The organism is Nocardia pseudovaccinii, assembly GCF_050942345.1.
In the GTDB taxonomy this organism is placed as follows: domain Bacteria; phylum Actinomycetota; class Actinomycetes; order Mycobacteriales; family Mycobacteriaceae; genus Nocardia; species Nocardia pseudovaccinii.
On record NZ_CP192074.1, the window covers coordinates 4590617 to 4614927 of the forward strand.

Genomic DNA, 24311 nt, shown 5'->3' on the forward strand with positions numbered 1-24311 from the left:
GGGCGCTGTGGACCTCCGGCGCAGGTCGGGTCGGGCGGGACCACGCGACGAGAGTAACTGGTCGGTCGTCTTCTAGCGGGGAGGATGCGGTTATCGGTGTTGTGCACCGGCCTCAACAGCAACACTTGCCCTGGTGAACCTAGCTGGGGGAGCGAGGTGTTGGGGTGTGCAGGGTGGGGCGGTGGGAAACAAATTGAGGCACAGGGGAATCGGTTCATGTCGGCGTCCTGGATGCGAAGGTGGGGTTGAAGGAGTGAGGGCGATCACAAGACCAATATTACATTTTGGTACGTAGATATGCGCATCTATATATGTAATCTCATCTTCCGAACCCCACCACAAATCACCTACCAAACAACGCTCAGCACCCAGCTACCAAAGCAGACCCAGAGGAGAGGAGAGACCGGGCTATGTTGCGCCACCAGGAAGGTCCTTGACTTCGAGCGCGCTCTAAAACCTAGCGTGGGTTGGCATGGCAGCAATATTGATCACCGGAGCGAACAAGGGTCTCGGCTTCGAGACCGCCCGCCAACTCGTCGCGGCGGGCCACACCGTCTACCTCGGCAGCCGCGACGCCGAACGCGGTCGTCAGGCGGCCGAGGAGTTGGGCGCGCGGGCAGTTCAGCTCGATATCACCGACGATGCGTCTGTCGCGGCCGCAGTGCAGACCATCGCGGCCGACGGCGGTCTGGATGTCCTGGTGAACAATGCCGGTATCCAGGCAGAGATGACCGACCGGAGCGACGTCATCGGCGCTGCGGACCTCACCGCGGATGTGATGCGAAAGACCTTCGACACGAACGTTTTCGGCACGGTACGCGTCCTGCACGCCTTCCTGCCGCTGCTGCGGCGCTCGGCGGCGCCGGTCATAGTCAATGTCAGCAGCGGTCTTGCGTCGCTGACCAGGGTCTCGACCCCGGGCAGCCCGGCATACGCCTACCCGGGCGTCGCATATCCGGCGTCGAAGACGGTGGTCAACATGCTCACCGTGCAGTACGCGAAGGCGTTCCCTGATATCCAGATCAATGCGGTGGAGCCCGGTTTCACCAAGACCGATCTCAACGGGAATACCGGCACCCAGACGGTCGAGCAAGGTGCCGAGATCATCGTGCGCATGGCGCAGCTGCGCCCGGATGGGCCGACCGGGAGCTACGTCGATGCCGAAGGTGCGCTGCCCTGGTGATCGACGACGGCCGTGGCGACGATGTACCCCTTGGGATCGCGCCACGTCTGCCCCGGATGGTGGGTGAACCAATCCTGGACGTCCTCGCGCAGATCGTTCAGAATCGCCTGCCGTCGTGGGTGATTCGGCGTGACGCCGTAGAACGTGAACAGCGCCTCGGCGAAGCGCACCAGTGGATCCGGAGTATCGAAGATGAGCGCATTATCCGATCGATGGATCCGCACCTCGCCGAAAACCTCGGACATCAGCTCCGGCAAGGTGTCGGAGTCGACGGTCATTGCCTCGCCCACGCCGAGGCCGTAGGTCGCGGCATGCGCGGCCACGAGTTCGGTGGTGTACGGGTAGGTTCCGGGATGATTGACGACCACGGCAACCGTCCCGCCGGGTTTGGTCGTGCGCCGGAATTCCCTGAGCGCGGCCAGCGGATTCGCGAGGTGGTACAGCATATGTCGTGCGGTGAGCGCATCGAAGCTGTTGTCGTCGAACGGGATCCGGTCGGCACTGCCGAATACGCCGCGGACCCCGGGTACGGCATTGGCGGCGGCGACCATTGCGGGAGAGGTGTCGATACCGACCAGCGGACCCCGGTGACCGGTGTCGGCGAGGTGGGCGAGGAACCGGGCGTCGCCGCAGCCGATATCGGCTAGATGTTCGGCTCCGGTGAGTTCCAGCGCGGTCAGCACATTCGCGGTGGGGTCGTCGGGACGCTCCGAATAGCGCTCGTGGGTATCGATCCGCACCTTCAACGGTGTCGGATCGGCGTATTCGGCATCGAGACGGTAGCTGCACATCGCGGTCGTCCTTCGGTCCAGTTGGCCGGTGGTTGACCAGGTCGCCGGTTCGGCGATCGGGTCCGCGGGCTCTCCGGCGGTGAGCGTACCTCCCGAGGCGGCGCGCGGAGTTCCCTTTGGTGGGGGCGACTACGAACCGTTCGACCGTCCAGCGGTGACGGTGGGGAGCCGCGGCGTGATCGGTGTGGTCTCGATCGGCTCGTGCATATCCTCGGTGCCCGGGCGTTCATCGTCCAGAATAGATTCGCCGAGCCCGATTTTCTCCTGGACACGCTTCATCCAGGCCGGCGCCCACCAGCAGTCGTCGCCGAGCAGTTTCATGACTGCGGGTACCAGCAGCATGCGCAGCACGGTCGCATCAATGAATAGTGCGGCGATCATGCCGTAGGCGATGTACTGCATCATCACCAGATCGGAGAAGGCGAACGCGCCGGTCACCACGAGCAGGATCAACGCTGCGGCGGTGATGATGCGGCCGGTGTGTGCGGTGCCGGTGTGCACCGCGTCGCTGGTGCTCGCGCCTTTGGCCCTGGCCTCGACCATGCGGGAGAGCAGGAAGACTTCGTAATCGGTGGACAGGCCGTAGATGATCGCGATGATCAGCACGAGCACATTCGACTGGATCGGCTGCGGGGTGAAGTTCAATAGTCCTGCGGCGTGGCCGTCGACGAAGATCCACGTCAGGATGCCGAGGGTGGAGCCGAGGCCGAGCGCGCTCATCAGTGCGGCCTTGATCGGCAGCACCAGCGAGCCGAAGGTGAGGAACATCAGCAGCGTGGTCACGAACAGGACCAGCGCGATCATGATCGGGATGCGGTAGAGCAGTGCGTCGATGCTGTCCTTCTGCATGGCAGGAATGCCGCCGACGTACATGCTGACGCCGTCGGGGGGTTCCATCTTGCGGAGGTATTCGATGGTTTCCCCGCCTTCGTTCGGGTTCACCAGTGTTGCCTTGGAGCGGTACACGTTGTCGCGGGTCGAGGATTTGGACGGCATCTCGAACTGACTGGCCAACCCGGGGGCGTGTCCAGCCGCGCGCCAGGCCTCGCCGACCGGCGTGCTGTTGTCGGCGACGAAGACGAGTTCGATGGGATCGGATCGGCGCTGTGGGAAGAAGGTGTCGATCTGTTCCTGTGCGACGCGAGTCGGGTTGTCGGGTGGCAGATATCGCTCGCTGAAGCCGCCGAAGATGAGGTTCTTGACCGGGATGATCAGCAGGGAGAGCACGATGACCAGTGGGATCGCGACGGTGAGTGGTCGCTGCATCACCCAGCGTGTGGTCTTGCCCCAGAAACCGCCCTCGATTTGTTCGGCGGTCTTGGTTCTTCGGAACCGGTTGAACCCCAGCATATCCACGCGCGGACCGAGGACGGCCAGGCTGGCGGGCAGGATGGTGATGGCGGTGAATGCGGCCAGCAGGACGGTCGCGATGGCGCCGTAGGCCATGGATTTGAGGAAGCCCTGGGGGAACAGCAGCATGCTGCCGAGGCTCGCGATGATCATGGTCGCCGAGAACACGACGGTGCGTCCGGCGGTGACGACGGTGCGGCGCACTGCGGCGCGGGTGTCGTAGCCCGCGGTCAGTTCCTCGCGGAATCGGCTCACGATGAACAGGCCGTAGTCGATGGCCAGGCCGAGGCCGATCATCGAGAGCACCGAGGAGACAAAGGAATTGACCTCGGTGAAGCGGGTCAGGAACATGATGATGCCGGAGGCGCCGAGCACGGTGAGTCCACCGACGAGCAGCGGCAGGGCGGCCGCGACGAGACCGCCGAAGATGAAGAACAGCAGCACCGCGACGGCCGGGATGGCCAGGACTTCCATGCGGTGCACATCGTCGGCCATCGTGTCGTTGAGTGTGCCCGCCACCGCTTGCAGGCCACTGACCTGCACGTCGATGCCGGGTATTGCGAAGGCGTCCTTGACTTTCCGGAAGTTGCGCACGGAGTCGGTGTCGTTATCGCCCGCGATGGCGATCGCGGCCACGGCGCGCTTCTTGTCTTCGGTGGCCGCCTTCGCGCCGCTGATCTTCGCGCCGTCGACGCGCCAGTAGGACGCGTTGACGCCGGTGATTTCGTTCGGATACTTGTGCGGCAGGCTGTTGAGATTGTCGATGATCGGTTGGCTGAATTCCGGGTCGTCGACGGTCTTTCCGTCCGGTGCGGTGTAGAGCACAACGACGTCGAAGTCGTGATTGCGTCCGAATGCGGCGTCGGCGAGGCGTGCGGCCTGAGCGGATTCGGAAGTGGGATCGTCCATACCGCCTGAGCTGAGGTGGTCCTCGAGTCCGAAGCCGTATGCACCGACTGCAAGGAGCGCGCCCACCACGACGGCGAGTACGGCGAAGCGCAGCCGGTAGACGAGTTCCCCCCAGCGCGTGAACATCAGCGCGCTCCTTGCCGACGGGAAGGTTGGTGTGCTGCTTGCTCTGCCGCGCCGATCGCCAAGGGGCTGCATCCTTTCCGGGGGTGCACGCTCGATGTGCCTGTAATCAAACGTACAGGCCGGTGTGAAGTGTCAGTGTTTCAGAAATGATGCCGACTTCTGCGCGGATGTGACGCGGATTGCATTGACTGCCAGAGTGTTTGATTCGTGCCGACTGGCAGTCGATGCGGACTTGCGGCTTATGAAGTCCGCGGGGGCGTGATGGCGAGATCGGTCGGGCCAAGGATCTTGCCGAGAGTCGCGGCGAGCGCGTGCAATTCGTCCGGATCGAGCTTGTCGGCGAAGCATCGCTCGATGCCCGCGAGATAGCCGGGCGCGGCCGCGCGCAGACGCTCCCGGCCCGCGTCGGTGATGGCGACGAATGCGGATCGGCCGTCGTCGGGATTGGATTCGCGCGCGACCAGACCCGCGGCGGCCATCTCGGTGACGAGCCTGCTGACCCGAGTGCGGCTGAGTACGACGCGTTCACCGAGATCGGTCATGCGCAGCGGTTCGACGCCGTCGAGTTCGAGCAGGACGTCATACCACGCGAGTGGGAGTCCGAAGTTCCTCCGCAGCTCGGCATCCAAGCGTGGGACCAGGTTCGCGTGCACCCGCAGCAGTGCCGACCATGCGCTGCCGGCTGCCTCGCGATGCTTCTCCGGTTGCGTCACGGGCCGATTCTAACCACTTGCGTGCATCCGCACGCATATAATAGCGTGCGCACGCACATATAATTTGTGTATGCCATCAGGAAGGAAATCTCATGACCACAGTCATCGCCCGTGACGAACTGGCCGCCGCGATCGAGGCCGGTACGGTGACGGTCCTGGACACACTCGGTGCGGGCTACTACGAGAAAGCGCATCTGCCGGGCGCGCTCACCTTGGTCGAGGCTGATGTGGAATCCCGAGCTGCGCGTTTGCTTCCGGACCAGCACGCACCCATCGTGACCTACTGCTCGAACAACGCCTGCCAGAACAGCGAGGTCGTCGCGGTCAAGCTGCGCGCCCTCGGATATACGAACGTCCGTGCCTACCGCGGCGGCATCCAGGACTGGACCGAAGCAGGCCTGCCGATCGAATCCGAATCCTGAGTTCGGCCGGATCGTGGTCGGGCGGTGCACCGCCCGACCACGGTTCGATCGACGAGTCGATGCGCAGTCTTGTGCCCGCCAGGGGATCAGCGGATGATCGTAGACGTAACGATTTCTGGTCGGGGGCATCATCATCGTCGATCAGTCAGGAAACGTTGTAATGACCACCAGAATTGCCTCGGCGATCGCCGCGATCGCCATCACCGTATCTGTTGGCGCTCTCGCCGCTCCCGCGGCATCGGCGGAACCGGTTACACCTGCGTTCGGTTCGGTCGCTTTCTGCTTCAACGTCCCGCTGGGTCCCTTCTTCAGCTTCAGCATCTGCATCTGAGATTGCCGGGCGGGCAGAAGCCGCGAACCAGCGCGGCGTTCATAACAAGGTGAACCTGTCGGTGGGCCGGGCTACCGTGGAGTGATGGCCGCGCATCTGACGCACTGGGGAGTGTTCGAAGCCGAGAGCGATGGGCAGCGGTTGACCGCAGTGCGTCCGTGGCACGGGGATCCGGAACCGACGGCATTGATCGAGAATGTGGCCTCGGCACAACATCATCCGACGCGGATCGATCAGCCTTATGTGCGACAGGGGTGGTTGGCGCACGGGCCGGGTGCACCGGGGCGCGGCGATGAGTCGTTTGTCCCGGTGTCGTGGGACACCGCGGTGGAGTTGGTGTCCGGTGAGTTGAATCGGGTGTACGGCGAGTACGGCGCGGAGTCGGTGTACGGCGGATCGTATGGGTGGTCGAGTGCGGGGCGGTTTCATCACGCGCAGAGTCAGGTGCATCGGTTTCTGAACTGTCTCGGCGGTTATGTCCGGAGTGTGCACAGCTACAGTCTGGGAACCTCACAGGTGTTGTTGCCGCATGTGATCGGCTCGATGGGGCTGTTCGAGGGGCACGCGACCGCGAAGAGCGTGCTCGTCGAGAACACGGAGTTGGTGGTGGCCTTCGGTGGGCTGTCGCCGAAGAACTCCGCGGTCTCGCCGGGTGGTGTGTCGCGGCACAACACCAGAACATGGATTGCGGCCGCGCGGGCGCGCGGCTGCCGATTCGTATCCATCAGCCCACTGCGCGATGACATTCCGGCGGAGGCCGCGGCCGAGTGGATCGCACTGCGGCCAGGTAGCGATGCGGCGCTGATGCTGGCGCTGGCCCAGGTATTGGATGCGGAGGAGTTGGCGGACAGCGACTTTCTGCATCGGTACACGGTTGGGTACGAGCGGTTCATCGGTTATGTGCGTGGCGAAACCGATGGCGTCGTCAAGGATCCCGCGTGGGCCGAACGGATCACCGGGTTGCCGGCCGGGCGGATCCGGTCGCTGGCACGGGAGATGGCTGGGGCGCGCACGATGATCAATGTGAGCTGGTCGTTGCAGCGTGCCGAGCACGGTGTGCAACCGCTCTGGCTCGGGGTGGTGCTTGCGGCGATGCTGGGCCAGATCGGTCTGCCAGGTGGGGGATTCGGGCACGGTTACGGATCGTGCGCGCATGTCGGTGATCCGGCGCGCGGGCAGTCGGTGCCGAGGTTTCCGCAGGGCGGCAACGGTGTTTCGACATTCATTCCAGTTGCCAGAATCGCCGATATGCTGCTGAATCCAGGGGAGCCCTTCGATTTCAACGGTTCGCAGTTGGTTTATCCGGATATCAAGTTGGTGTACTGGTGCGGCGGGAACCCCTTTCACCACCACCAGGATCTGGCCCGGCTGCACTCGGCGTTCACCCGGCCGCAGACGGTGGTCGTGCACGATGCGTTCTGGACCGCCACCGCGCGCCACGCCGATGTCGTCCTCCCGGCGACTATGAGCATCGAACGCGATGATTTCGGCTCGGGGCAGAACGATCGCGAGTTCTTCCCGATGAAAGCACTCACCCGGCCGCACGGTGCCTCCCGTGACGACTACGCAATCTTCGCCGAACTGGCCGAAAGTATCGGTGTCGGTAAGGAATTCACCGAGGGGCGCACTGTCGGGGAATGGTTGCGGCACCTGTACGAGCAATGGCGCGCCGGACTCGACGATCCGACGGTGCCGGAGTTCGACGAATTCTGGGACAGCGAGTCGTTCACGGTCGAGGTGCCCGATCCAGAGCAGGTGCTGTTCGCAGATTTCCGCGCGGATCCGGAGCTCTTCCCGCTCACCACTCCCAGCGGCAAGATCGAGATCTTTTCCGAAACGATCGACGGATTCGGATATGCCGATACTCCGGGCCACCCGGTCTGGTTGGAACCGGAGGAATGGCTGGGTGCCGCGACACGATTCCCGCTGCAACTCGTCGCGAATCAACCGCGCACCAAACTGCACAGTCAGCTCGATGTCGGCGCGCACAGTCAGTCGGTGAAAATCGGTGGGCGAGAACCGGTGCGGCTACATCCCGACGATGCCGCGGCACGAGGTCTGCGGGATGGGGATATCGTGCGGATCTTCAACGATCGCGGAAGCTGCCTCGCCGGGCTGGTCGTCGACGACGCGGTCCGGCCGCAGGTCGCGCAGCTGTCGACGGGCGCCTGGTACGACCCTGATCCGGCCGACCCCACCTTCTGTCGGCACGGCAACCCGAATGTGCTCACCGCGGACCGTCCCGCAGCGACCCTGAGTCAGAGCTGCGCGGGACAATTGGCGCTCGTCGAGATCGAGTCCTACGAGGGTGAGCTACCGGATGTGGTCGTTGTTCGGCCACCGGCCACGGTCGAGGGCATTTCGTGATGGCGCGGGTGAGGCTGGTCTCAACGTGGCGTCCGGGCTGTGGTCCGGTGTCGGATTTCTGTCAGGATTTCGAATTATGGTGTCGAATCCGCTGCCCGCGGTAGCTCGCCGGATCGCGCAGAAACGCTGGGTCATGCGCACGGCGCCGATAGTGATGCGGCTGGAACGGTTTGTGCGGCGGGTCAGCCATGGTCGGCGTGGTGTGCTCGATCTGGCGGGATTGCCGTCGATCGAGCTGACCGTCGCGGGCCGTAAAACCGGGATCCCGCGCACCACGTCGCTGCTGTACGTGCCGCGCGGTGACGACTTGCTGCTGGTGGGCTCCAACTGGGGCAGCCCCGAGCATCCGGTGTGGTCGGCAAACCTGCGGTCCGCCGACACCGCCATTGTCGGGCTGAAAGGCGAGCGGTTCGAGGTGACCGTCAGCGAGGTCACCGGGATGGACCGCAAACGGGCCTGGGATCTGGCGGTGGAGTTCTGGCCGGGCTACGAAATGGAATGTGAACTGTCCGGCGGGCGGATCTTCCGCATTTTCGAGTTGCGCCGCAGCTGAATTCACTCCGCGGCAGGCACGATCGGCGCGCCCGGATGCGGGACCGGCGCTGGTGGGGTCAAGGCGGCGGCGGGCGAACCCGGCTTGGCAGGTGGCGGCGGTAGCGCCGGTGTGAGCAGTGGCGGTGCGGCCGGTGCGGGAACGATGACCCGAGTCTTGTCGGGGGTCGGTTCGGTGCAGTCGGGAGCATCGGATTCGCCGCAGGTGGCGGGCACGATCGGGGCCGCATGGGTGACAGACAGCGCGCTCGTGGCGATCATCAGGACTCCGGCCGCGACCAGGACGGCTCGGCGGGATGCGAGGGATATGGCGATCACAACCAGATCGGATCGCCGTACACCGCGACCGAATTGTCGGCGGTGTCGGTGGAAATGGTCGCGATAACATACGAGCGCAGGCTGACCGGCCCCATGCAGGCATCGATTTTGATCTGCACCTGATCGGTGGTGATCGAACCATGCGGTCCGGCAAGGGCTTTGGTGCCGAACGGGATGGTGGTGATCGTGCCCGGTTTGAAGGTGGTGGATACGCTGGGCAGTGCCGCGGCCCCGACACCGACGCTCAGACCGGGAGTCGGCGCGACCATGACATTGACATTCGGTCCGACCGACGCCGCGAGCCCGAGCGAGATGCCATTGGAAACATCGATCTGGCAACCGATTTGGTAACCCAGCGTGAGTGTGCCCGAGTTGACCGATACAGTGCCCGCGCCGGTGATATCGGCGGCCGCGCGCACACTGACGAAGCCCTCTCGACTGAAAGCGGTCTCGGCAAGATTGGGAACCCGATCGAGGTTTTCGGCGGTTTTCGTCACCGTGAGTTGCCAGCCGTCCTCGGTGGTGACCGCGCGGGACTGATCCGGCAGTGCATCAGCCGAAGCCGATTGTGCTGGAACGAAACTCAGCACCCCCGCGGCCAGTAGGCATAGCGGGACGCCGGTCGAACTATTCATATTGTCGATCTCCTCGCTTACGTTGCAGTCGAACGATATCCGACGCCGTACGGAACCTCCGTCGACAGGTCGCTCGTCCAAAACGGTGCGTGGTCGGTATCACAGCGCGCAGAATCCGGATATGAGATTCCATGCCTTCAGTGACGATGCGCTTGCCGACCACGATGCGGTGACGATTGCGAAACTGGTGCGTCGAGGCGAAATCAGCGCAGCCGAGCTCGCCGAGGCGGCGCGAGCGCGGGCCGCTCGGGTCGAGCCGACACTGCGCGCCCTCGTGGTCTCGGCGGAATCCGCGCTGTCGGAGGGTGATCCGGATGCGCCGCTGTTCGGTGTGCCGACGTATGTCAAGGACAACACCGATGTGCGCGGTCTGCCGACCAATCACGGCACCGCGGCGTTCGTCGGGCGGCCCGCCGCCGAAGACGGGCCGTATGCGAAACAGTTTCTGAGCACCGGGATGTCGGTGCTGGGCAAGAGCCGGCTACCGGAGTTCGGTTTGAACGCGAGCACCGAATTCGCCGCGGCCGAACCGACACGCAATCCCTGGCATACGGACTATTCGCCGGGCGCGTCATCGGGTGGTGCGGCCGCATTGGTGGCCGCGGGTGTTGTGCCGATCGCGCACGGCAATGACGGTGGCGGGTCGATTCGAATTCCGGCCGCGTGTTGCGGTCTGGTCGGGTTGAAGCCGAGCCGAGGGCGGCATATCGATGGTCCGCAGGCGCGGTCGATGCCGATCAATCTGGTTTCCGAAGGTGTGCTCACCCGATCGGTGCGCGATACCGCGGCGTATTTCGCCGCGGCCGAACGTCATTGGCGCAATCCGAAGTTGCCGCCGGTCGGTCTGGTCGAGGGGCCGGCGCGGCGACGGCTGCGGATCGGGGTGATCGCCGATTCCATCACCGGTACCGAAACGTGCCCGCAGACCCGGACCGTACTCGACGACACCGTCGCGCTGCTGGAGAAGATGGGTCATGAGGTGCTTCCGATCGCACTGCCGGTCTCGCAACGCTTCGTCGACGACTTCAGCACCTACTGGGGACTTTTGGCGTTCCTGATCGAGGCGGGTGGGAAATTCGCGATCGATCCGCGGTTCCAGCCGGGCGATCTGGATGCGTTCACGCACGGACTCGGAGCGCGGTATCGCAAGTCCATGGCACGCACACCGGCCATCCTCTACCGCCTTTCGCAAGTGCGCCGCGCCTACGCGGACATGTTCCGCGACCACGAACTGATCCTCTCGCCGGTCCTGGTCCACACCACTCCGCGGCTCGGCCACCTGAACCCGACCGTCCCCTTCGACGAGCTGTTCGCGCGCCTGATCTCCTGGGTCGCCTTCACCCCGTTGAACAATGTCGCAGGCACACCCGCGATCTCGCTGCCCTTGGGCGCCTCCGTCGAAGGACTCCCGATCGGCATGCAATTCTCCGCCGCCCACGGCGATGAACGCACGCTGCTCGAAATCGCCTTCGCCCTCGAATCCGAACGTCCGTGGCGGCGCATCCAGGACTGACCTCTGCTACCCGGGAATCGCTCGCCAATCCTCGCCGAAGGGCCCTACCCGGCGCGCCACCATATCCAAGGCCTCTTCACACGCGCCCTCGATCGCGCGCTGCCACTGCTCGGGCACCAACCCCAGCCGAATGGCGAGTGCGTATTCGTCCTCGTCCTTCCAGCGATAGCTCAGATCCGGTTCGACAATGAGATCCAGATGCAGATCACTGGTGTCGACGCCGTCGGCGGTCCGGGTGAACGGCAACTGGAAATTGACGTACCACCACAGGAATTCACCTTGCTCATTCCACGTCGGGACAATCGCGAAATGACGATCGGCGTACATGATGGCCAGCCGCGTGGTGCGCTGCCACACCCACATCCCCATCTCCCACTCCCGCCGCGCATACGCCTCCAGCAAGCGCCCCCGCGCGCCCCGATCGTCCTCCCGCATCGACCTGATCCACAGCTCCGGCCCCGCGCCCTTCGTCCCCGGCGTCAGCAACGCCCGCAGCTCGTCGCCGCTATCCGCCACCACCTGCTGCGGCCACTCGGTGAATGCCCGCCCAAAGATCATGTCCCGCACCACAATCGTCCGACCCACCGCGAAAGGCGTCACCGTGCCAGTCTAGTCTGCGCGCCTTGCGCGAGGTGTCGGTGATTCAGTCGGTATCGGTAGCGGCGAGGATCGCCGAGCTGATGCGGTCGGGGGCGAGGGCCAGGACGGCGATATCCCAGGCGACCTGTTCGAACCAGCGGGTATCGGTCTCGAAGCTGTACCACTCGCAGCAGTTCGCTTGTCGCTCAACCGTGGCGGCCGATTCGAGAATGAGGCCTCGGCGACCGCAACCGCGAGTTCGACCAAGAAATCGCTATCGCCGTGCGCCAACCGGCGATCGGCGAGTCACCGAATCTCGCTGACATTCGACAAGTTGGGCAGCGTCCGCACGATCCGCACCATCTCCGCATCCACGCCCGCCAGCGTGTGGCCGTCCCCGCCGACGCCTTCATCCGCGGCGGCGTGGTGCCGTCGACTGCTTGATGCTGCCTTACCAGTAATTGCGCGCATCGGCAGCAGCCCAGCCGCCGATCCGCCCCTCTCGACTGGTGACGTAGCGGTATCGGAATCGTGCAGTATTCGGTCCTGGCTCGGTACAAGAGGGCTCGTCGGTGTCGTCACCAGAGTGGCCTCTCGAACTCGAGTGCGCAGGCCTGGCGGCGGCACCGACGCCGACGCACTGGTCTGATTCGGTGCGCGCACTACGGTGCCTGGAAGCCGCCGATCTTCTGCTCGAGCAGTTCGGCCAGCCGCAGCGGGGTGCGGTCCTCGAACATCGGACCGATGAGCTGCACTCCCACCGGCAGGCCCTCGGGGGACCGGCCCGCCGGTATGGCGGTGGCAGGCAGGCCGGGCATGGTGGCCACACCGGCCCAGACGAGCTGGTCGAGGTACGGGTACTCGACGCCGTCGATGTCGATGTGCCGGTTCTCCAGACCTCCGTTGTGGTCGTGCGGGAAGGCGGGAGTGGGCGTGATGGGGCACACCACGGCATCGAACTCGGCGAAGAGCTGCCGCCAGCCTCGGCGGTGCAGTTCGCGACGGTTGTTCGCCTCGACCCAGTCGCGGTGGCTGAGCACCATGCCGCGCAGCCGCGCCGCATCGAGACTCCGGTCGTCCGCGCTCAGAGTGGCGGCATGGGTCTGCAGCTGTTCGTACACGTCGACGGAAAGGCTCGTGGCGGCGTTCGACAGCATCAGCAGCATGTAGAGCGTCGCCGCTTCGGTCGGATCGGGCAGCAGCCGACTGTGCCGTTCGACGCGGACGCCCTCGTCGACGAGCGCCTCGGCGACCCGGTTCACGCCCGCCCGCACCGCCGATCCGGTCGCAATGAGCGGATGGTCCTCGATGATCAGGACACGGAAGTCCGACAGCCGCTCGTGGCGCGCGGGCGGCAGTGCGACGTCGTAGGCGACGCCGTGGGTCAGTGGGTCCGGTCCTGCCATGACGTCGAGCAGCAGTGTGAGGTCGCGGGCGGTGCGCGCCATCGGGCCGACGACGGCGAGGTCGAGGTCGAGGGGCAAGGCCGGCGCGGGCGGCGCGACCATGCCGCGGGTCGGCGCCAGCCCGAGTGTCGGCTTGTGCGCGTAGACACCGCAGAAATGCGCGGGGGTGCGCAGCGAACCGGCGAGGTCGGAACCGATGGACAGCGCGCCGAATCCGGACGCAAGGGCCGCCGCCGAACCGCCCGAGGAACCACCCGACGTGCGGCCGTGATCCCACGGGTTGTTGGTGGTGCCGTAGATCTCGTTGAAGCTCTGGATATCTCGCAGCATCAACGGCACATTGGTCTTGCCGAGCACCACCGCGCCCGCGGCCTTCAGTCGCGACACCTGCACCGCGTCCTCGGCAGGCACATAGTTCCGCTGCTGCGGTATGCCCCACGTCGTGGGCAGCCCGGCCATGTTGTAGGACTCCTTGACCGTCACCGGAATGCCGAGCAGCGGCCGATCCTCGCCGCGGGCACGCGCCTCGTCGGCACTGCGCGCAGCGGCACGCGCACGGTCGAAGTCCGGCACACAGATCGCGTTGATCACCTTGTCGTCCCGCTCGATACGAGCGATCGCCTCGTCGGTCAGTTCCACCGAGGTCACCTCACCGGCACGCAACGCAGCTGCGAGCTCTTCGGCCGACCGAAAATTCCACTCCATGAATTCGACGGTATCGGTCTGCCGTAGCGGACATAGAATGCCGATTCGCGCAAACGGGAAAGTCGAACGGGTGACCTTCAGTTCGAATTGACGCACTCGTTCTGTCATATCCCAGGTCACGGTGTCGGCAGAGCCGACTCGATTGGCGCAGGCCATGAAATGCCGTTTCGCACAACGGGATAGATGTCACGTTGGCTATCGTGTTCCCTCCGGCCGCAGGCTGTTCGACCGGCCGGTGGTCATGGCGACGTGCGGCGAGATCGGTGCGGGGCCGTAATCAGTGTTACCGATCGTGTTCGCGTGCTCCTTTGCGGAGTGAGCGTGAGTGAGTTCATAGAGCACACGCCACATTCGCAAGTAGGTTCTTGAATATGGATAACGACGGACCCAGCCGGACAGCGCTCATCACCGCGTACGCCCGCGCCTATCACCAGATCGCTGACCGACCACAGATCTTCACCGACCCCCTGGCGGCACGTCTGCTCGGCGTCACCGCAGAGGAACTGGCCGAATTGGGCACGTCGACAACCGATCACCTCGGTGCCGGGGCAAGCGATCGGTTCCGCCGACTGTTCTTCGCCGCACGCGCGCGCTTCGCCGAGGACGCCGTGGCCGCGGCCATCGCCGCTGGTGTGCGGCAGGTCGTGATCCTCGGCGCAGGCCTGGACACCTTCGCCTATCGCAATCCGCTCCCGGACTTGCGTGTCTTCGAGGTCGACCACCCCGCCACCCAAGCGTGGAAACGCGAACGCCTTACTACCGCCGGAATCGACCACCCTGAGACGTTGACCTTCGTGCCGGTCGATTTCGAAACCCAAACGCTGGCAGCGGGATTGGAATCCAGCGGATTCGAACGGACCGACCCGGCCGTATTCGTGTGGCTCGGCGTCGTCTTCTATCTGACTCCGAACGCCGCCCACGCCACTCTCGAATACATCGCTGGTCAGGCCCAGCCGGTCGAGGTGGTCTTCGACTACCTGCAGCCCGCGAACAGCGACGAGGACCGAGCCCACCAGCAGCAACGTGCTGATCGACTCGCCGGCGTCGGCGAACCCGTGTTCAGCTACTTCACGCCCGACGACATCGCCGCACAGCTGCGCACCCTCGGCTTCACCGACCTCGAAGACCACTCCGCCCCCGACCTCGTCACCGGCTACCTCGACGGATCCGCAAGATTCGGAGGCGAACCGCCCCGCGCACTGCGCGCGATCCGCATACTGCGCGCGAGCCGCTGAGGATTGCCTGCCACTCAGCAACGCCGCATCGCGAAGCGCGGGTAACGCGCCCTTGCGGCCGCGTCAGCGGCGTCGAACAACGCCTGGACCTCGTCATGGGTCAGCGGCCGCCGACCGGGCTGGTCCTCGAGGTCGGCGACATGCACGATCGAGTTGCCGTCGTGGAACACCTGCTGCGGCACCGATCCGAACCGCTCCCGGCAGACCGCGGGCTGCGGGTAACGAGTGTCGGTCGCGTACTGCATGAACAACGTGATCGTCAGCTCGTACCCGCGCGGTCGAGACGGTGATCGGGCATGCCGCCCCGGTCCCGCTCATCCCGCAGGTGGGTATCGACCGGTTCCCATTGCCACGGATACGAATTCGTGAACGCACCGAACCGGCGGATGAGGGCGAGCCGGGGCCGGATCGTGGCGTCCTCGAGGAACCGCATCCGCTGCTGGCAGATCAGCCCTCTCCATGGTGTTGTATCAACGCAATATTGTTGCGTCTTGTTCGCGGAACGCTGGAATCATCCAGGTAGAGTGCGATATTCGCGGCGGCCCGCTAGGGGTGGCAATTGCTCGCAACCTGCGTCGCAGGCCTCATTGCGAGAATGTGCAGTGTTGCATTAATGCAATTCATCCTAGTTACTGGTCTAAAGACCGAGTTTGGTGACGGCGTTGTCTTCCAATGGGTTTGCGGTGCGAATGTAATTGTGCACGGTGCGCGGGTTGGACCAGCGGCCCTGGCGCATGATTTCGCGGTCGCTGGCACCGCCGAGGGCGGCTTGGGTGGCGAATCCGGCGCGCAGTGAGTGCCCGGAGAAGAGGTCGGGGTCGAGTCCGGCGCGTGCGGCATAGCGTTTGACGAGTTCGGCGATGGCGCGGCCGGACATGGCGTCGGTGCCGATGCCGCCGTGGCGGGTAATGGTGGGAAACAGTGGGAGGGTGTCGTTTTCGGCGAGCGCGGTGCCCTGGTAGCCGTGGCAGCGGTGGATGTCCGGAGATGGGGACGTTGTCTCGGCGAGCCAGGCGCGGATATCGCCGGGCTCGCGATGCACCTCGAGCAACTGGATCCAATCGGCGAAGGCGCAGACCGGGCAGGTGTGCGGGTGCCGGCCGCGGGGGAGTGCCACGCGCTGTTCCGCAATTCCGGTCGGGTCGGTTTTGGTGGTCGGAAGTTGCACGAGCAGCAGCGGTTCACCGGTGCCGTGGTCGAGATCGACGCGCACATCGGCGATCCGCAATCCGGCGAGTTCGCTGCGGCGCAATGCCCCCGCGAATCCGACGAGCAGTGCCAGCGCGTCGCGGCGGCGTGCGGGCTCGGTGGGCCAGCCCGGCTCCGGGAGCCCTGCGAGCAGTTGTTCGAGGGTGTGCAACAGTACGGGGCGTTTGCGTTTGGGCTGCGTGCGGCGGGTCCGGCGGATACCGCGCAACGTCAGTCGAACGACATCGGAGCGCGTGGGCGACGGTAATCCGTTGGCGGCGTGCACCGCCGCGATCGCCGCCGACTTGCGCTCGAGCGTGGCCGCACTGAATGCCCACCGCTGCGAACCATCGTCACTGTGACGCAACGCATCCGCTGCCGCCGCCAGATATACCGCGACGTCGAGCGGATCCGCGGGCAGCGCCTGCCGCCCCTCGGCCGCACACCATCCGGCCCAGCCGATCCAATCGGTTCGGTACGCCCGCAACGTATTCGCCGACTGCGACGCCTCCAGATAGCGCCGCAACGCCCCGGCCTGCTCATCGTCGAACCGTTCTCGCACCAACCGCAGCGCCACGGTATCGACCAGCACACTGCGCACGCCGCGCCGCAACTCGGTGCGCACCGACTCCGGCACCGCGACCACCACATCGCCCACCCGCTCGCTCCCATCCACCTGGCCCGGCCTACCTTCGACGACAACACTATGCGCCCCGGAGAGTTCCGAGCCGCCGCATCGACTCGGAGATTCCGGTGTGGTCGCCACAGGGGTCAATCGGGAAGTGGCACCAGTCGCTGGGCATCGTCGAACAGATAGGACTCGGCGACCCGTGCCGTGGTTAGCGCGGCCAGAGCGGTGGCTGCGAGCAGCATGTACATGACCACGATCTGGTAGCGGATAGCGGTGAGCGGATCGACACCGGCGAGGATGAGGCCGGTCATGGCGCCGGGCAGGCTGATGAGCCCGACGACCTTCGTCGCGTCGATCGTAGGGATCAGTGCGGTGCGCAATGCGGACCGGCGGTGCGGCAGGAAAGCCTCGCGCGCCGAAAGGCCCAGGCACAGGCGGGCTTCGATGGCGGGACGCGCATTGCGCGCGTCCTCGTGCAGTCGGCGCAGTGCGATACCGGTGGCCTGCATGGCGGCCGAGACGATCATGCCGCCGACCGGGACGACCACGCGAGCCTGCGTGGAAATCACACCGAGCACAATGAGAGCGCCGAGGGTGATGGCCGACCCGGTGCCGACCCCGATGGTCGCGGCTCGGCGCGCACGCGGCACACCCCGGCCACGTCGGCCCGCCACCTGCCCGGCGATCAGCACCATCAAGACGACCCAGGCCAGCGCACCCGGTAACCCGGTGTGCCGGAACAGGATCAGCAAGATGGCGCCGACCGCGGCCAACTGGGCTCCGGCGCGGGTGGCGGCGATGAGCAGCTCGCGGGTCAGATGCAAGTGCTGACGGTAGGCGATCGCGGCGGCCAGTGCGACGAGCACCAGCGAGGTCGCCACACCCGGCCACCCGGGTACGGAAAGCTGTTCTGTCACTGGGATTTCCGTTCATCGCGGGGAGACAGGTGCCCGTGTTGCAGTGTCCGGGTGTCGTCGGCCACATCGGTCACGAAGGCGGTGTCGTGGCTGACCAGGATGACTCCGCCGCCGGAGGTGGTGTGCTCGCGAATGAGAGTTGCCACCGCAGCGGCGGATTCCGCGTCCAGTGCGGAGGTCGGTTCGTCGAGTAACAGCACCTCGGGTTCGACGGCCAGCGCCCGCGCCAGGCACACCCGCTGCGCTTGACCGCCGGACAGTTCGAGACAGCGCCGTTCACGGAAGTCCGGTAAGCCCACCCGAGCGAGCAGCATGTCGATGCGATCGGATGCGAGATCGGCACGGCCGACACGGATCTCGTCGGCGACGATATCGGTGAGCAGTGTCGGCCGCTGTGGCACCAACCCGACGCGGCGGCGCAGGTCCGGCGCGGGAAACCGGTTGATCGGCATGTCATCGAGCAGAATCGTGCCGCCGGTCGGCTCGTCGAGCCGGTTGAGCAGCCGCAGCAGCGTGGTTTTGCCGGTCCCGCTCGGCCCGACCACCGCGGTGCACCGACCTCCCGGAAACGTCACGGAGACGTCGGTGAGTATCGACGTTTCACCGTGGCTCGCACTGACCCGATCCAGACTGATGTTCGGCACCGTCCCACCTTTCCCTATCTGCGCGAGTGTTTCCGGACGGGGCCGGAAAACCGGCCGATCACGGGGCGAGTGGACGCGGCCTGCGCACATGCCCGACGATGGGCGGATGTCGCTCGGTACGCATGAGGTCGATCTGTTCGAGAGCACCAGGGGCCGTTTGGAGGCGATCGCCTACCGGCTGCTGGGGTCGGCCGGTGATGCCGAGGACGCCGTGCAGGAGACGTTTCTGCGCTGGCAGGCCGCCGACCGCGACTATGTCGAGACGCCCGAGGCGTGGCTGACCAAGGTACTCACCAATCTGTGTCTCAACCAGCTCACCTCGGCGCGGGCCAGGCGGGAGACGTATGTGGGCCAGTGGTTGCCCGAACCCGTATTCGCCGGGGACCGGATGCTCGGCCCGGCCGATACCGTCGAGCAGCGTGAATCGGTGTCGATCGCGATGCTCACGCTGATGGAGCGGCTCTCGGCCAAGGAGCGCGTGGTGTACGTGCTTCGCGAGGCATTCGGGTACGCGCACAACGAGATTGCCGAGATACTCGATATCACCGAGTCGAACTGCCAGCAGATCTATCGGCGCGCCAAGCAGCATCTGGCCACCGACCGGGCTCGTGTGGAGGTCGACGAGACCGCGGCCCGCAGGATCGTCGAGGAGTTCCTCGCCGCGGCGGTCAGCGGCCGGACCGAGACGCTGATCAGCCTGCTGACCGAGGACGCCATCAGCATCGGCGACGGCGGCGGCTTCATCCCGACCCTCTCCAGGCCGCTCGTCGGAGCGACGCGCGTCGTGCGGTTCCTGCGTCTGGCCGTCAAGCCGACCGCTGCCAAACGGAACATGCTGGGCGGCAGGCCCGCCATGTTCGCCGCAATCGCCAACGGCGGGCCCGCGCTGGTGATGGTGGTCGGTGACCGAGTCGTCGGCATCGTGTCCCTGCAGGTGACCTCCGATGGCATCGCGGCCATTTACGGCCAGGCCAATCCGGAAAAGCTCGACCGTGCCACCCGGCAGTGGGCGACTTCCGAACACGGAGCACCCCTCCTCGAATCCTGGTGACCCACATCACAGTCAACTCCTGTCAGCGTTCGTGCCGCTGTCCGGTTCAGGAAGCGAACCCACCGAGACAGGAGTAACACCATGAAGCACCGCATCGTCGTCCTCGGAGCCGGATACGCCGGAGCCATCACCGCCGGACGCCTCGCCAAGCGGCTGCATCGCGACGACGTCGAGATCACCCTGGTCAATGCCGACCCCGAATTCGTCGAACGGGTGCGCATGCACCAGCTCGCGAGCGGGCAGGATCTCCCCGTCCGCGCACTGCGCGACGTCTTCGCGGGCACCGGCGTGCAGGTTCGGATCGCGCGGGTCACCGCGGTCGATGCGGACCGCAAAACCGTCGACCTGACCGGCGAGAACATCGGCTACGACACCCTCGTGTACGCCCTCGGCAGCACCATCGCCGACTATGGCGTCCCCGGTGTCGCCGAGCACGCCTACAACGTGGCAGGCAAGCAGGCGGCGCTGCGGCTGCGGGCACGTCTGAACGAGTTGCGGCCGGGCGAGACCGTGCTGATCGTGGGCGGCGGTCTGACCAGCATCGAAGTGGCCGCCGAAATCGCCGAGGCACGTCCGGACCTCGGGGTCGCGATCGCCGCGCGCGGCGGCGTCGGCGACTGGCTCGACGAGAAGGCCCAGCGCCATCTGCGCGGCGCTTTCGAGCGGTTCGGCATCACCGTCCACGAGCACGCCGATGTCACGCGGGTCACCGAGAACGGTGTGGTCACGAGGTCGGGCCAGCACATCCCGGCCCAAATGACCGTGTGGACAGCGGGTTTCGCTGTGCACCCGATCGCGGCCGCGACCACCCTGGCGGTGTCCGACTCCGGACGAATCGTCGTCGACGCCACACTGCGCTCGGTCTCGCATCCGGACGTGTACGCCGTCGGCGACGCCGCGTACGCCGAAGGGGTCGGCGGCAAACCGCTACGGATGGGCTGCGCCACCGCAACCCCGATGGCATGGCAGGGCGCCGACGCCATCGCCGCGCGCTTGACCGGCCGCAAGGTTCCCGACGCCCCGATCGGCTACGCCAGCCAGTGCATCAGTCTCGGCCGCCGCGATGGCATCGTCCAGAAGGTGACTCCCGATGATCAGCCCACGTCCAAGGTGGCCACGGGCCGGATGGGCGCCCGCATCAAGGAGCTCATCTGCGCGTCCGCGGCCTGGAGCATCGCCCGCCCGACCATGATGCTGCCCAGCCGTCGGCGCCACCTCATGGCGATCGGTGACGTGGAGCCCCAGTTCGTCACCCGGTGACGCCGCCATCCGACCGCAGTTCGAGCCCGAAGCCGCCAGTCCGCATGACCACGGACCGGTGGCTTCGGTTGGCGGCGCGAATGTTGGTGCGGCAGGGCTTCATTCGACGGCAGCCCGGCGCCTGCGGGTGGTGCACGAGGATCCAGCCCGGCGTGGACCGTGGGCAATGAAGCCTTCCGGCCCACAACTGTTCGCTCAGCTGACGCCAGCGCCGAACCACTTCGGCAGCACGCCGATCAGATCCTGCTGATCGTCACCGACCCACGCCACATGCCCGTCCGGGCGCAGCAGCACCGCGGGCACCTCCAGTTCCTCGCTGACATCGACGACGTGGTCGATCCGATCCGCCCAGCCTGCCACCGAGAGCCGGCCGGTCTGGTCGAGCAGCAGTCCGCGGCCGCCGCGCATCAGCTCGTAGAGGCGTCCCCGATTCAGTTTCACATCCCGCAGCCGCCGACCGAGCAGTTCATGCCCCCCGCCGAAGTCGTAGCGGACCCCGATCGCGGTGATCTTCTCGATCAGGTACCGAGTCACCTCCTCGAAGTCCATCAGCTCGGACATCAGCCGCCGCGCTGCCCGGGGACCCGGCTCGAGGGACGTCAGCTCGACTTGCGCGCGGGTGTTGTCCAGTACCTCGGCGGCTACCGGGTGCCGTTCGGTCTGGTAGCTGTCCAGCAGCCCCTCCGGTGCCCAGCCGTCGACCTCGGCGGCCAGCTTCCAGCCGAGGTTGAACGCGTCCTGGATGCCGAGGTTGAGTCCCTGCCCGCCCATCGGCGGGTGAATGTGCGCCGCGTCGCCGGCCAACAGCACCCGACCGACCCGGTACCGCTCGGCCAGTCGGGTGGCGTCGCCGAACCGGGAGAGCCAGCGCGGCGAATGCATGCCGAAGTCGGTGCCGGCGACCTCCCGGATCTGTTGCTTGAGCTCGTCCAGGGTCGGCGGGACCGTATGGTTTTCGGCCAATGCGGCGGCGGGCGCGACGGCGCGGTACACCCCGTCGCCGATGGGCCCGACGCCGAATCCCTTGTGGGTCTCACGGGCTTGGGCCACCACGGCCGCCACCGTCTCCGGCGACGCGGTCAACTCCACCTCACCCAGCAGCCACTCCTTCCTCGCGGGCTCGCCGGGGAAACCGACGCCGAGCAGCTTGCGCACCGTGCTGCGGCCGCCGTCGCAGCCGACGAGGTAGCGAGAGCGCAGTTGCGTGCCATCGGCCACCTCGACGGTCACTCCGTCCTCGTCCTGGCTCAGCCCGACCAGTTCACAGCCGCGCCGGATCTCGGCGCCGAGCTCGGTGGCGTGCTCGGTCAGCAGGCGGTCGGTGCTGGTCTGCGGGATGCCGAGAGTGTACGGATGCGCGGTGTCCAGCCGGTCCGGGGAGGGCTTGATGATGCCGGCGAAGAAGCCACCGAGCGGGTACTGCCGGCCGAGCGCGAGGAACCGCTCCAGTAGTCCGCGCTGGTCCATCACCTCGACGCTGCGCGCGTGCAGGCCCAGCGAGCGCTCTATCTTGGTTGGCTCCGCGTCCTTCTCCAGCACGACCACGTGCACGCTGTGCAACCGCAACTCACCGGCCAGCATGACGCCGGTCGGTCCGCCGCCGGCAACGATCACATCAATCATGGAACCCCTCTTTCGGCAAGTTGCATTTGGGTCTGCCGCTCTGTGCCGTCGCGCCACGAGCGGTCCGACGACCTGCGAGGCCCACCCGCACTGCCCTCATTTCCGCAGGTACTGGCTTCGGCTGGAGATTCTGCAGTACGACCGGGGGCTTGCCGCAAGACCCGGGGCGCGATATATGTTGAAAGGGATAAGGAGTGAGTAACCTCCTTGCCCATCTTTTGTCGTCTCGACAGTGTCCGTTTCGCCCCGGCGCTCGCACCGCCGTGCCCCTCGGTCAACTGCTCATCGTCACCGAAGGCACCGGTCTGATCCAACGTCACGGCGGACCCGTTCGGCCAGCCACTGCTCGCGCCGCTGCCCCAACGCGGTCATCGCCTGGTCCCTCGGCTGCGTGTCAGCTCGAGATGCGGGCTTGGATGCCGTCGAGGAGGAAGTCGGGGCCGGTGCGGAAGGTTTGGTCGGCGTCCAGGTGGGCGCCGTCGCGTATGACCGTGGACAGCGCGGGGAATCGGCCAGTTGCGAAGGTCCGCTCCAGATAAGGCCCGAAGGAGGCCTGCCACTGCCTCTTGTCCATCCCGGTGGCCCGCTCGGCGCGCCGCTCGGTGATCTCCCGGCGCACCGTGCCGATCACGTACGCATTGACCGCGTCGACCACCGGCATGACGGTGTCCACATCCGATCGACTCTCAACAGCATTCAGCACATTGCGACCAAGCCACCTGGGTTCGGATCGAAACGGTGTGGAAGACAACGGAATTCGGTGGCGCGCGCCACCGCGCCCCGATGTTGGTCAGCCGAGCCGGGTCAGTCCAGACAGAACTCGTTGCCCTCGGGGTCGGTCATCACGATGTGGCCGGCGCTCATCGGGGGACCGGGCTCTTCGCGACGTACCCGTGCCGCCCCCAGCGCGAGGAGCCGGTCGCACTCGGCCTCGAGCGCCGCCATCCGTTCCTCACCCTGTAGTCCGGGAGCCGCACGGACGTCCAGGTGGACGCGGTTCTTGGCGACTTTGTCCTCCGGCACCTGCTGGAAGAACAGTCGTGGGCCGTGCCCGTGCGGGTCCTCGATGGCCGATCTCGTGTTGCGCTGCTCCGGCGGTACACCGATACGAACGAGGAACTCCTCCCATGCGGCCAGCGGGTCGGCATCCGCGGGCAGGTCGACTCCGGGCGGGCCGGGGTGGACGTAGCCAAGTACGTCGCGCCAGAAGGTGGACAGTGCCTTCGGGTCGTGGGCGTCGAAGGTGATCTGGATGTGGCGGCTCATCGGGTTGCTCCGTTCGTGGCGGACTTCGTGTGCAGGTAGAGGTCGCGCAGCAGGCAGACCTCGGACAGGTGATGGATCAGCTCGCGGTGGATGTGCAGCACCAGGTCGGCCATGGGCAACTCGGGGAAGGGCTCCTTCGCGCCGACCGGGACCCGGAGCCCGGCCTCGCCGAGGCCACGCACCCCGGCCAGCCAGACGTCGAGCTGGGCCTCGAGTTGGTCGAGCGCAGTGGCCGCACCGGGCGCGTAGTCCCAGGTCTCGTACGACGCCGCCGGTGCGCCGAAATGCGACGCGTTGCGCGCCGCGAGTACACCCACGATGACATGACCAAGTCGCCAGGCAATCGTGGTGAAGGCCGCGGGGACCGGTTGGGGGAGAGCGTAGTCGATCGTGAAGTCCCCGGCACCGACCTGCACGGGCGCCGTCGAGGTGCCGCGTGGCCGCACGCTCCACGCGTCCGGCACCGGCGACCAGAAGTACTCGTCGTCGGTGAGGCCGTCGAGCCTGGCTCGGATCTGATGGTTCCAATGGAACTCCCACTGCTCGCACAGCGACCGGTTCCAGTCGAGTTCGTCTGCATCCATGGAGCTACCCTG

At 66.1% G+C, this 24311-nt stretch carries 26 protein-coding genes and 1 pseudogene; 8 read left to right on the plus strand and 19 right to left on the minus strand.

The window, feature by feature from the left end; translation table 11 throughout:
* The first annotated feature begins 472 nt into the window (after window positions 1-472).
* Window positions 473-1183 (plus strand): SDR family oxidoreductase, encoded by a 711-nt coding sequence (locus ACQPZ2_RS20470; protein ID WP_433527014.1) that lies wholly within the window; start codon window positions 473-475, stop codon window positions 1181-1183.
* Here ACQPZ2_RS20470 and ACQPZ2_RS20475 read toward each other — a convergent pair.
* The 3 genes and pseudogenes from ACQPZ2_RS20475 to ACQPZ2_RS20485 form a co-directional block, all read right to left on the minus strand.
* On the minus strand, window positions 1150-1974 hold the full coding sequence (locus ACQPZ2_RS20475; protein WP_433527015.1) for a class I SAM-dependent methyltransferase: 825 nt from the start codon (window positions 1972-1974) through the stop codon (window positions 1150-1152). The genes ACQPZ2_RS20470 and ACQPZ2_RS20475 overlap by 34 nt on opposite strands.
* A pseudogene (locus ACQPZ2_RS20480) lies at window positions 1926-4359 on the minus strand (MMPL family transporter). The gene ACQPZ2_RS20475 and the pseudogene ACQPZ2_RS20480 overlap by 49 nt, the downstream one beginning before the upstream one ends.
* Window positions 4360-4598: 239 nt before the next feature.
* Window positions 4599-5072: a MarR family winged helix-turn-helix transcriptional regulator gene (locus ACQPZ2_RS20485; RefSeq protein ID WP_433527016.1), complete on the minus strand. Its 474-nt coding sequence runs from the start codon at window positions 5070-5072 to the stop codon at window positions 4599-4601.
* Between the two features lie 92 nt (window positions 5073-5164).
* Here ACQPZ2_RS20485 and ACQPZ2_RS20490 point away from each other — a divergent pair, with 92 nt between their 5' ends.
* Window positions 5165-5494 (plus strand): rhodanese-like domain-containing protein, encoded by a 330-nt coding sequence (locus ACQPZ2_RS20490; RefSeq protein ID WP_433527017.1) that lies wholly within the window; start codon window positions 5165-5167, stop codon window positions 5492-5494.
* A 141-nt stretch (window positions 5495-5635) separates the two neighbouring features.
* Here ACQPZ2_RS20490 and ACQPZ2_RS20495 read toward each other — a convergent pair whose 3' ends face one another.
* Window positions 5636-5815, minus strand: coding sequence for a hypothetical protein (locus tag ACQPZ2_RS20495; protein ID WP_157124454.1), 180 nt, complete (start codon window positions 5813-5815; stop codon window positions 5636-5638).
* A gap of 94 nt (window positions 5816-5909) precedes the next feature.
* Here ACQPZ2_RS20495 and ACQPZ2_RS20500 point away from each other — a divergent pair, with 94 nt between their 5' ends.
* Together ACQPZ2_RS20500 and ACQPZ2_RS20505 are read left to right on the plus strand one after the other, a co-directional pair.
* A complete protein-coding gene (locus ACQPZ2_RS20500) occupies window positions 5910-8192 on the plus strand; it encodes a molybdopterin-dependent oxidoreductase (protein WP_433527018.1) in 2283 nt (760 codons plus the stop codon).
* A gap of 76 nt (window positions 8193-8268) precedes the next feature.
* On the plus strand, window positions 8269-8745 hold the full coding sequence (locus ACQPZ2_RS20505; RefSeq protein WP_433527019.1) for a nitroreductase family deazaflavin-dependent oxidoreductase: 477 nt from the start codon (window positions 8269-8271) through the stop codon (window positions 8743-8745).
* Window positions 8746-8747: 2 nt separating this feature from the next.
* Here the strand turns inward: ACQPZ2_RS20505 and ACQPZ2_RS20510 are convergent, their stop codons facing one another.
* Both ACQPZ2_RS20510 and ACQPZ2_RS20515 read right to left on the minus strand, forming a co-directional pair.
* On the minus strand, window positions 8748-9062 hold the full coding sequence (locus ACQPZ2_RS20510) for a hypothetical protein (RefSeq protein WP_433527020.1): 315 nt from the start codon (window positions 9060-9062) through the stop codon (window positions 8748-8750).
* Window positions 9059-9697 (minus strand): MspA family porin, encoded by a 639-nt coding sequence (locus ACQPZ2_RS20515; RefSeq protein WP_433527021.1) that lies wholly within the window; start codon window positions 9695-9697, stop codon window positions 9059-9061. Before ACQPZ2_RS20515 ends, ACQPZ2_RS20510 begins: the two co-directional genes overlap by 4 nt.
* Before the next feature lie 121 nt (window positions 9698-9818).
* Here ACQPZ2_RS20515 and ACQPZ2_RS20520 point away from each other — a divergent pair, with 121 nt between their 5' ends.
* Window positions 9819-11210: an amidase gene (locus ACQPZ2_RS20520; protein WP_433527022.1), complete on the plus strand. Its 1392-nt coding sequence runs from the start codon at window positions 9819-9821 to the stop codon at window positions 11208-11210.
* Window positions 11211-11216: 6 nt separating this feature from the next.
* Here the strand turns inward: ACQPZ2_RS20520 and ACQPZ2_RS20525 are convergent, their stop codons facing one another.
* The 4 genes from ACQPZ2_RS20525 to ACQPZ2_RS20540 all read right to left on the minus strand — a co-directional run bounded on the left by ACQPZ2_RS20525 (window position 11217) and on the right by ACQPZ2_RS20540 (window position 13900).
* Window positions 11217-11810: a DUF402 domain-containing protein gene (locus tag ACQPZ2_RS20525; RefSeq protein WP_433527023.1), complete on the minus strand. Its 594-nt coding sequence runs from the start codon at window positions 11808-11810 to the stop codon at window positions 11217-11219.
* A 43-nt stretch (window positions 11811-11853) separates the two neighbouring features.
* The gene (locus ACQPZ2_RS20530) at window positions 11854-12021 is read right to left on the minus strand and encodes a DUF6183 family protein (protein ID WP_433527478.1); all 168 of its coding nucleotides are present in this window, start codon (window positions 12019-12021) and stop codon (window positions 11854-11856) included.
* A gap of 74 nt (window positions 12022-12095) precedes the next feature.
* Window positions 12096-12260: a hypothetical protein gene (locus ACQPZ2_RS20535; RefSeq protein ID WP_433527024.1), complete on the minus strand. Its 165-nt coding sequence runs from the start codon at window positions 12258-12260 to the stop codon at window positions 12096-12098.
* A 191-nt stretch (window positions 12261-12451) separates the two neighbouring features.
* Complete coding sequence (locus ACQPZ2_RS20540) at window positions 12452-13900, minus strand: amidase (RefSeq protein WP_433527025.1); 1449 nt, start codon at window positions 13898-13900, stop codon at window positions 12452-12454.
* A gap of 371 nt (window positions 13901-14271) precedes the next feature.
* On the opposite strand from ACQPZ2_RS20540, the gene ACQPZ2_RS20545 reads away from it, so the two are divergent.
* Window positions 14272-15135 carry a class I SAM-dependent methyltransferase gene (locus ACQPZ2_RS20545; RefSeq protein WP_433527026.1) on the plus strand — a complete coding sequence of 288 codons (864 nt, stop codon included), beginning with the start codon at window positions 14272-14274 and terminating at the stop codon, window positions 15133-15135.
* Between the two features lie 14 nt (window positions 15136-15149).
* Here ACQPZ2_RS20545 and ACQPZ2_RS20550 read toward each other — a convergent pair whose 3' ends face one another.
* The 5 genes from ACQPZ2_RS20550 to ACQPZ2_RS20570 form a co-directional block, all read right to left on the minus strand.
* Complete coding sequence (locus ACQPZ2_RS20550) at window positions 15150-15380, minus strand: hypothetical protein (protein ID WP_433527027.1); 231 nt, start codon at window positions 15378-15380, stop codon at window positions 15150-15152.
* A 14-nt stretch (window positions 15381-15394) separates the two neighbouring features.
* Window positions 15395-15568 (minus strand): hypothetical protein, encoded by a 174-nt coding sequence (locus ACQPZ2_RS20555; RefSeq protein ID WP_433527028.1) that lies wholly within the window; start codon window positions 15566-15568, stop codon window positions 15395-15397.
* 204 nt (window positions 15569-15772) lie between these two features.
* The gene (locus ACQPZ2_RS20560; RefSeq protein ID WP_433527029.1) at window positions 15773-16999 is read right to left on the minus strand and encodes a site-specific integrase; all 1227 of its coding nucleotides are present in this window, start codon (window positions 16997-16999) and stop codon (window positions 15773-15775) included.
* A 95-nt stretch (window positions 17000-17094) separates the two neighbouring features.
* Window positions 17095-17871 (minus strand): ABC transporter permease, encoded by a 777-nt coding sequence (locus tag ACQPZ2_RS20565; RefSeq protein WP_433527030.1) that lies wholly within the window; start codon window positions 17869-17871, stop codon window positions 17095-17097.
* On the minus strand, window positions 17868-18515 hold the full coding sequence (locus ACQPZ2_RS20570) for an ABC transporter ATP-binding protein (RefSeq protein WP_433527031.1): 648 nt from the start codon (window positions 18513-18515) through the stop codon (window positions 17868-17870). The genes ACQPZ2_RS20565 and ACQPZ2_RS20570 overlap by 4 nt, the downstream gene beginning before the upstream one ends.
* 106 nt (window positions 18516-18621) lie before the next feature.
* Between ACQPZ2_RS20570 and sigJ the strand changes: the two genes are divergently transcribed.
* Both sigJ and ACQPZ2_RS20580 read left to right on the plus strand, forming a co-directional pair.
* The gene (sigJ, locus tag ACQPZ2_RS20575; RefSeq protein WP_433527032.1) at window positions 18622-19566 is read left to right on the plus strand and encodes an RNA polymerase sigma factor SigJ; all 945 of its coding nucleotides are present in this window, start codon (window positions 18622-18624) and stop codon (window positions 19564-19566) included.
* Between the two features lie 81 nt (window positions 19567-19647).
* Window positions 19648-20826 (plus strand): NAD(P)/FAD-dependent oxidoreductase, encoded by a 1179-nt coding sequence (locus ACQPZ2_RS20580; RefSeq protein ID WP_433527033.1) that lies wholly within the window; start codon window positions 19648-19650, stop codon window positions 20824-20826.
* A gap of 195 nt (window positions 20827-21021) precedes the next feature.
* Here ACQPZ2_RS20580 and rox read toward each other — a convergent pair whose 3' ends face one another.
* The 4 genes from rox to ACQPZ2_RS20600 all read right to left on the minus strand — a co-directional run bounded on the left by rox (window position 21022) and on the right by ACQPZ2_RS20600 (window position 24299).
* Window positions 21022-22449, minus strand: coding sequence for a rifampin monooxygenase (gene rox / locus ACQPZ2_RS20585; protein ID WP_433527034.1), 1428 nt, complete (start codon window positions 22447-22449; stop codon window positions 21022-21024).
* Window positions 22450-22843: 394 nt separating this feature from the next.
* A complete protein-coding gene (locus ACQPZ2_RS20590; RefSeq protein WP_433527035.1) occupies window positions 22844-23122 on the minus strand; it encodes a TetR/AcrR family transcriptional regulator C-terminal domain-containing protein in 279 nt (92 codons plus the stop codon).
* Window positions 23123-23253: 131 nt separating this feature from the next.
* Window positions 23254-23715, minus strand: a complete 462-nt coding sequence (locus ACQPZ2_RS20595) for a VOC family protein (RefSeq protein WP_433527036.1) — start codon at window positions 23713-23715, stop codon at window positions 23254-23256.
* Complete coding sequence (locus ACQPZ2_RS20600) at window positions 23712-24299, minus strand: DinB family protein (protein ID WP_433527037.1); 588 nt, start codon at window positions 24297-24299, stop codon at window positions 23712-23714. Before ACQPZ2_RS20600 ends, ACQPZ2_RS20595 begins: the two co-directional genes overlap by 4 nt.
* Between the last annotated feature and the right edge of the window lie 12 nt (window positions 24300-24311).

What these genes read in the sequence shown, in the direction of transcription:
- ACQPZ2_RS20470 (WP_433527014.1), top strand. Translation starts at nt 473, where the DNA reads ATGGCAGCAATATTGATCACCGGAGCGAACAAGGGTCTCGGCTTCGAG.
- ACQPZ2_RS20475 (WP_433527015.1), bottom strand. Translation starts at nt 1,974, where the DNA reads ATGTGCAGCTACCGTCTCGATGCCGAATACGCCGATCCGACACCGTTG.
- ACQPZ2_RS20490 (WP_433527017.1), top strand. Translation starts at nt 5,165, where the DNA reads ATGACCACAGTCATCGCCCGTGACGAACTGGCCGCCGCGATCGAGGCC.
- ACQPZ2_RS20495 (WP_157124454.1), bottom strand. Translation starts at nt 5,815, where the DNA reads ATGCTGAAGCTGAAGAAGGGACCCAGCGGGACGTTGAAGCAGAAAGCG.
- ACQPZ2_RS20500 (WP_433527018.1), top strand. Translation starts at nt 5,910, where the DNA reads ATGGCCGCGCATCTGACGCACTGGGGAGTGTTCGAAGCCGAGAGCGAT.
- ACQPZ2_RS20505 (WP_433527019.1), top strand. Translation starts at nt 8,269, where the DNA reads ATGGTGTCGAATCCGCTGCCCGCGGTAGCTCGCCGGATCGCGCAGAAA.
- ACQPZ2_RS20515 (WP_433527021.1), bottom strand. Translation starts at nt 9,697, where the DNA reads ATGAATAGTTCGACCGGCGTCCCGCTATGCCTACTGGCCGCGGGGGTG.
- ACQPZ2_RS20520 (WP_433527022.1), top strand. Translation starts at nt 9,819, where the DNA reads ATGAGATTCCATGCCTTCAGTGACGATGCGCTTGCCGACCACGATGCG.
- ACQPZ2_RS20535 (WP_433527024.1), bottom strand. Translation starts at nt 12,260, where the DNA reads ATGCGCGCAATTACTGGTAAGGCAGCATCAAGCAGTCGACGGCACCAC.
- ACQPZ2_RS20540 (WP_433527025.1), bottom strand. Translation starts at nt 13,900, where the DNA reads ATGGAGTGGAATTTTCGGTCGGCCGAAGAGCTCGCAGCTGCGTTGCGT.
- ACQPZ2_RS20545 (WP_433527026.1), top strand. Translation starts at nt 14,272, where the DNA reads ATGGATAACGACGGACCCAGCCGGACAGCGCTCATCACCGCGTACGCC.
- ACQPZ2_RS20550 (WP_433527027.1), bottom strand. Translation starts at nt 15,380, where the DNA reads ATGCAGTACGCGACCGACACTCGTTACCCGCAGCCCGCGGTCTGCCGG.
- ACQPZ2_RS20555 (WP_433527028.1), bottom strand. Translation starts at nt 15,568, where the DNA reads ATGCGGTTCCTCGAGGACGCCACGATCCGGCCCCGGCTCGCCCTCATC.
- sigJ (WP_433527032.1), top strand. Translation starts at nt 18,622, where the DNA reads ATGTCGCTCGGTACGCATGAGGTCGATCTGTTCGAGAGCACCAGGGGC.
- ACQPZ2_RS20580 (WP_433527033.1), top strand. Translation starts at nt 19,648, where the DNA reads ATGAAGCACCGCATCGTCGTCCTCGGAGCCGGATACGCCGGAGCCATC.
- rox (WP_433527034.1), bottom strand. Translation starts at nt 22,449, where the DNA reads ATGATTGATGTGATCGTTGCCGGCGGCGGACCGACCGGCGTCATGCTG.
- ACQPZ2_RS20595 (WP_433527036.1), bottom strand. Translation starts at nt 23,715, where the DNA reads ATGAGCCGCCACATCCAGATCACCTTCGACGCCCACGACCCGAAGGCA.
- ACQPZ2_RS20600 (WP_433527037.1), bottom strand. Translation starts at nt 24,299, where the DNA reads ATGGATGCAGACGAACTCGACTGGAACCGGTCGCTGTGCGAGCAGTGG.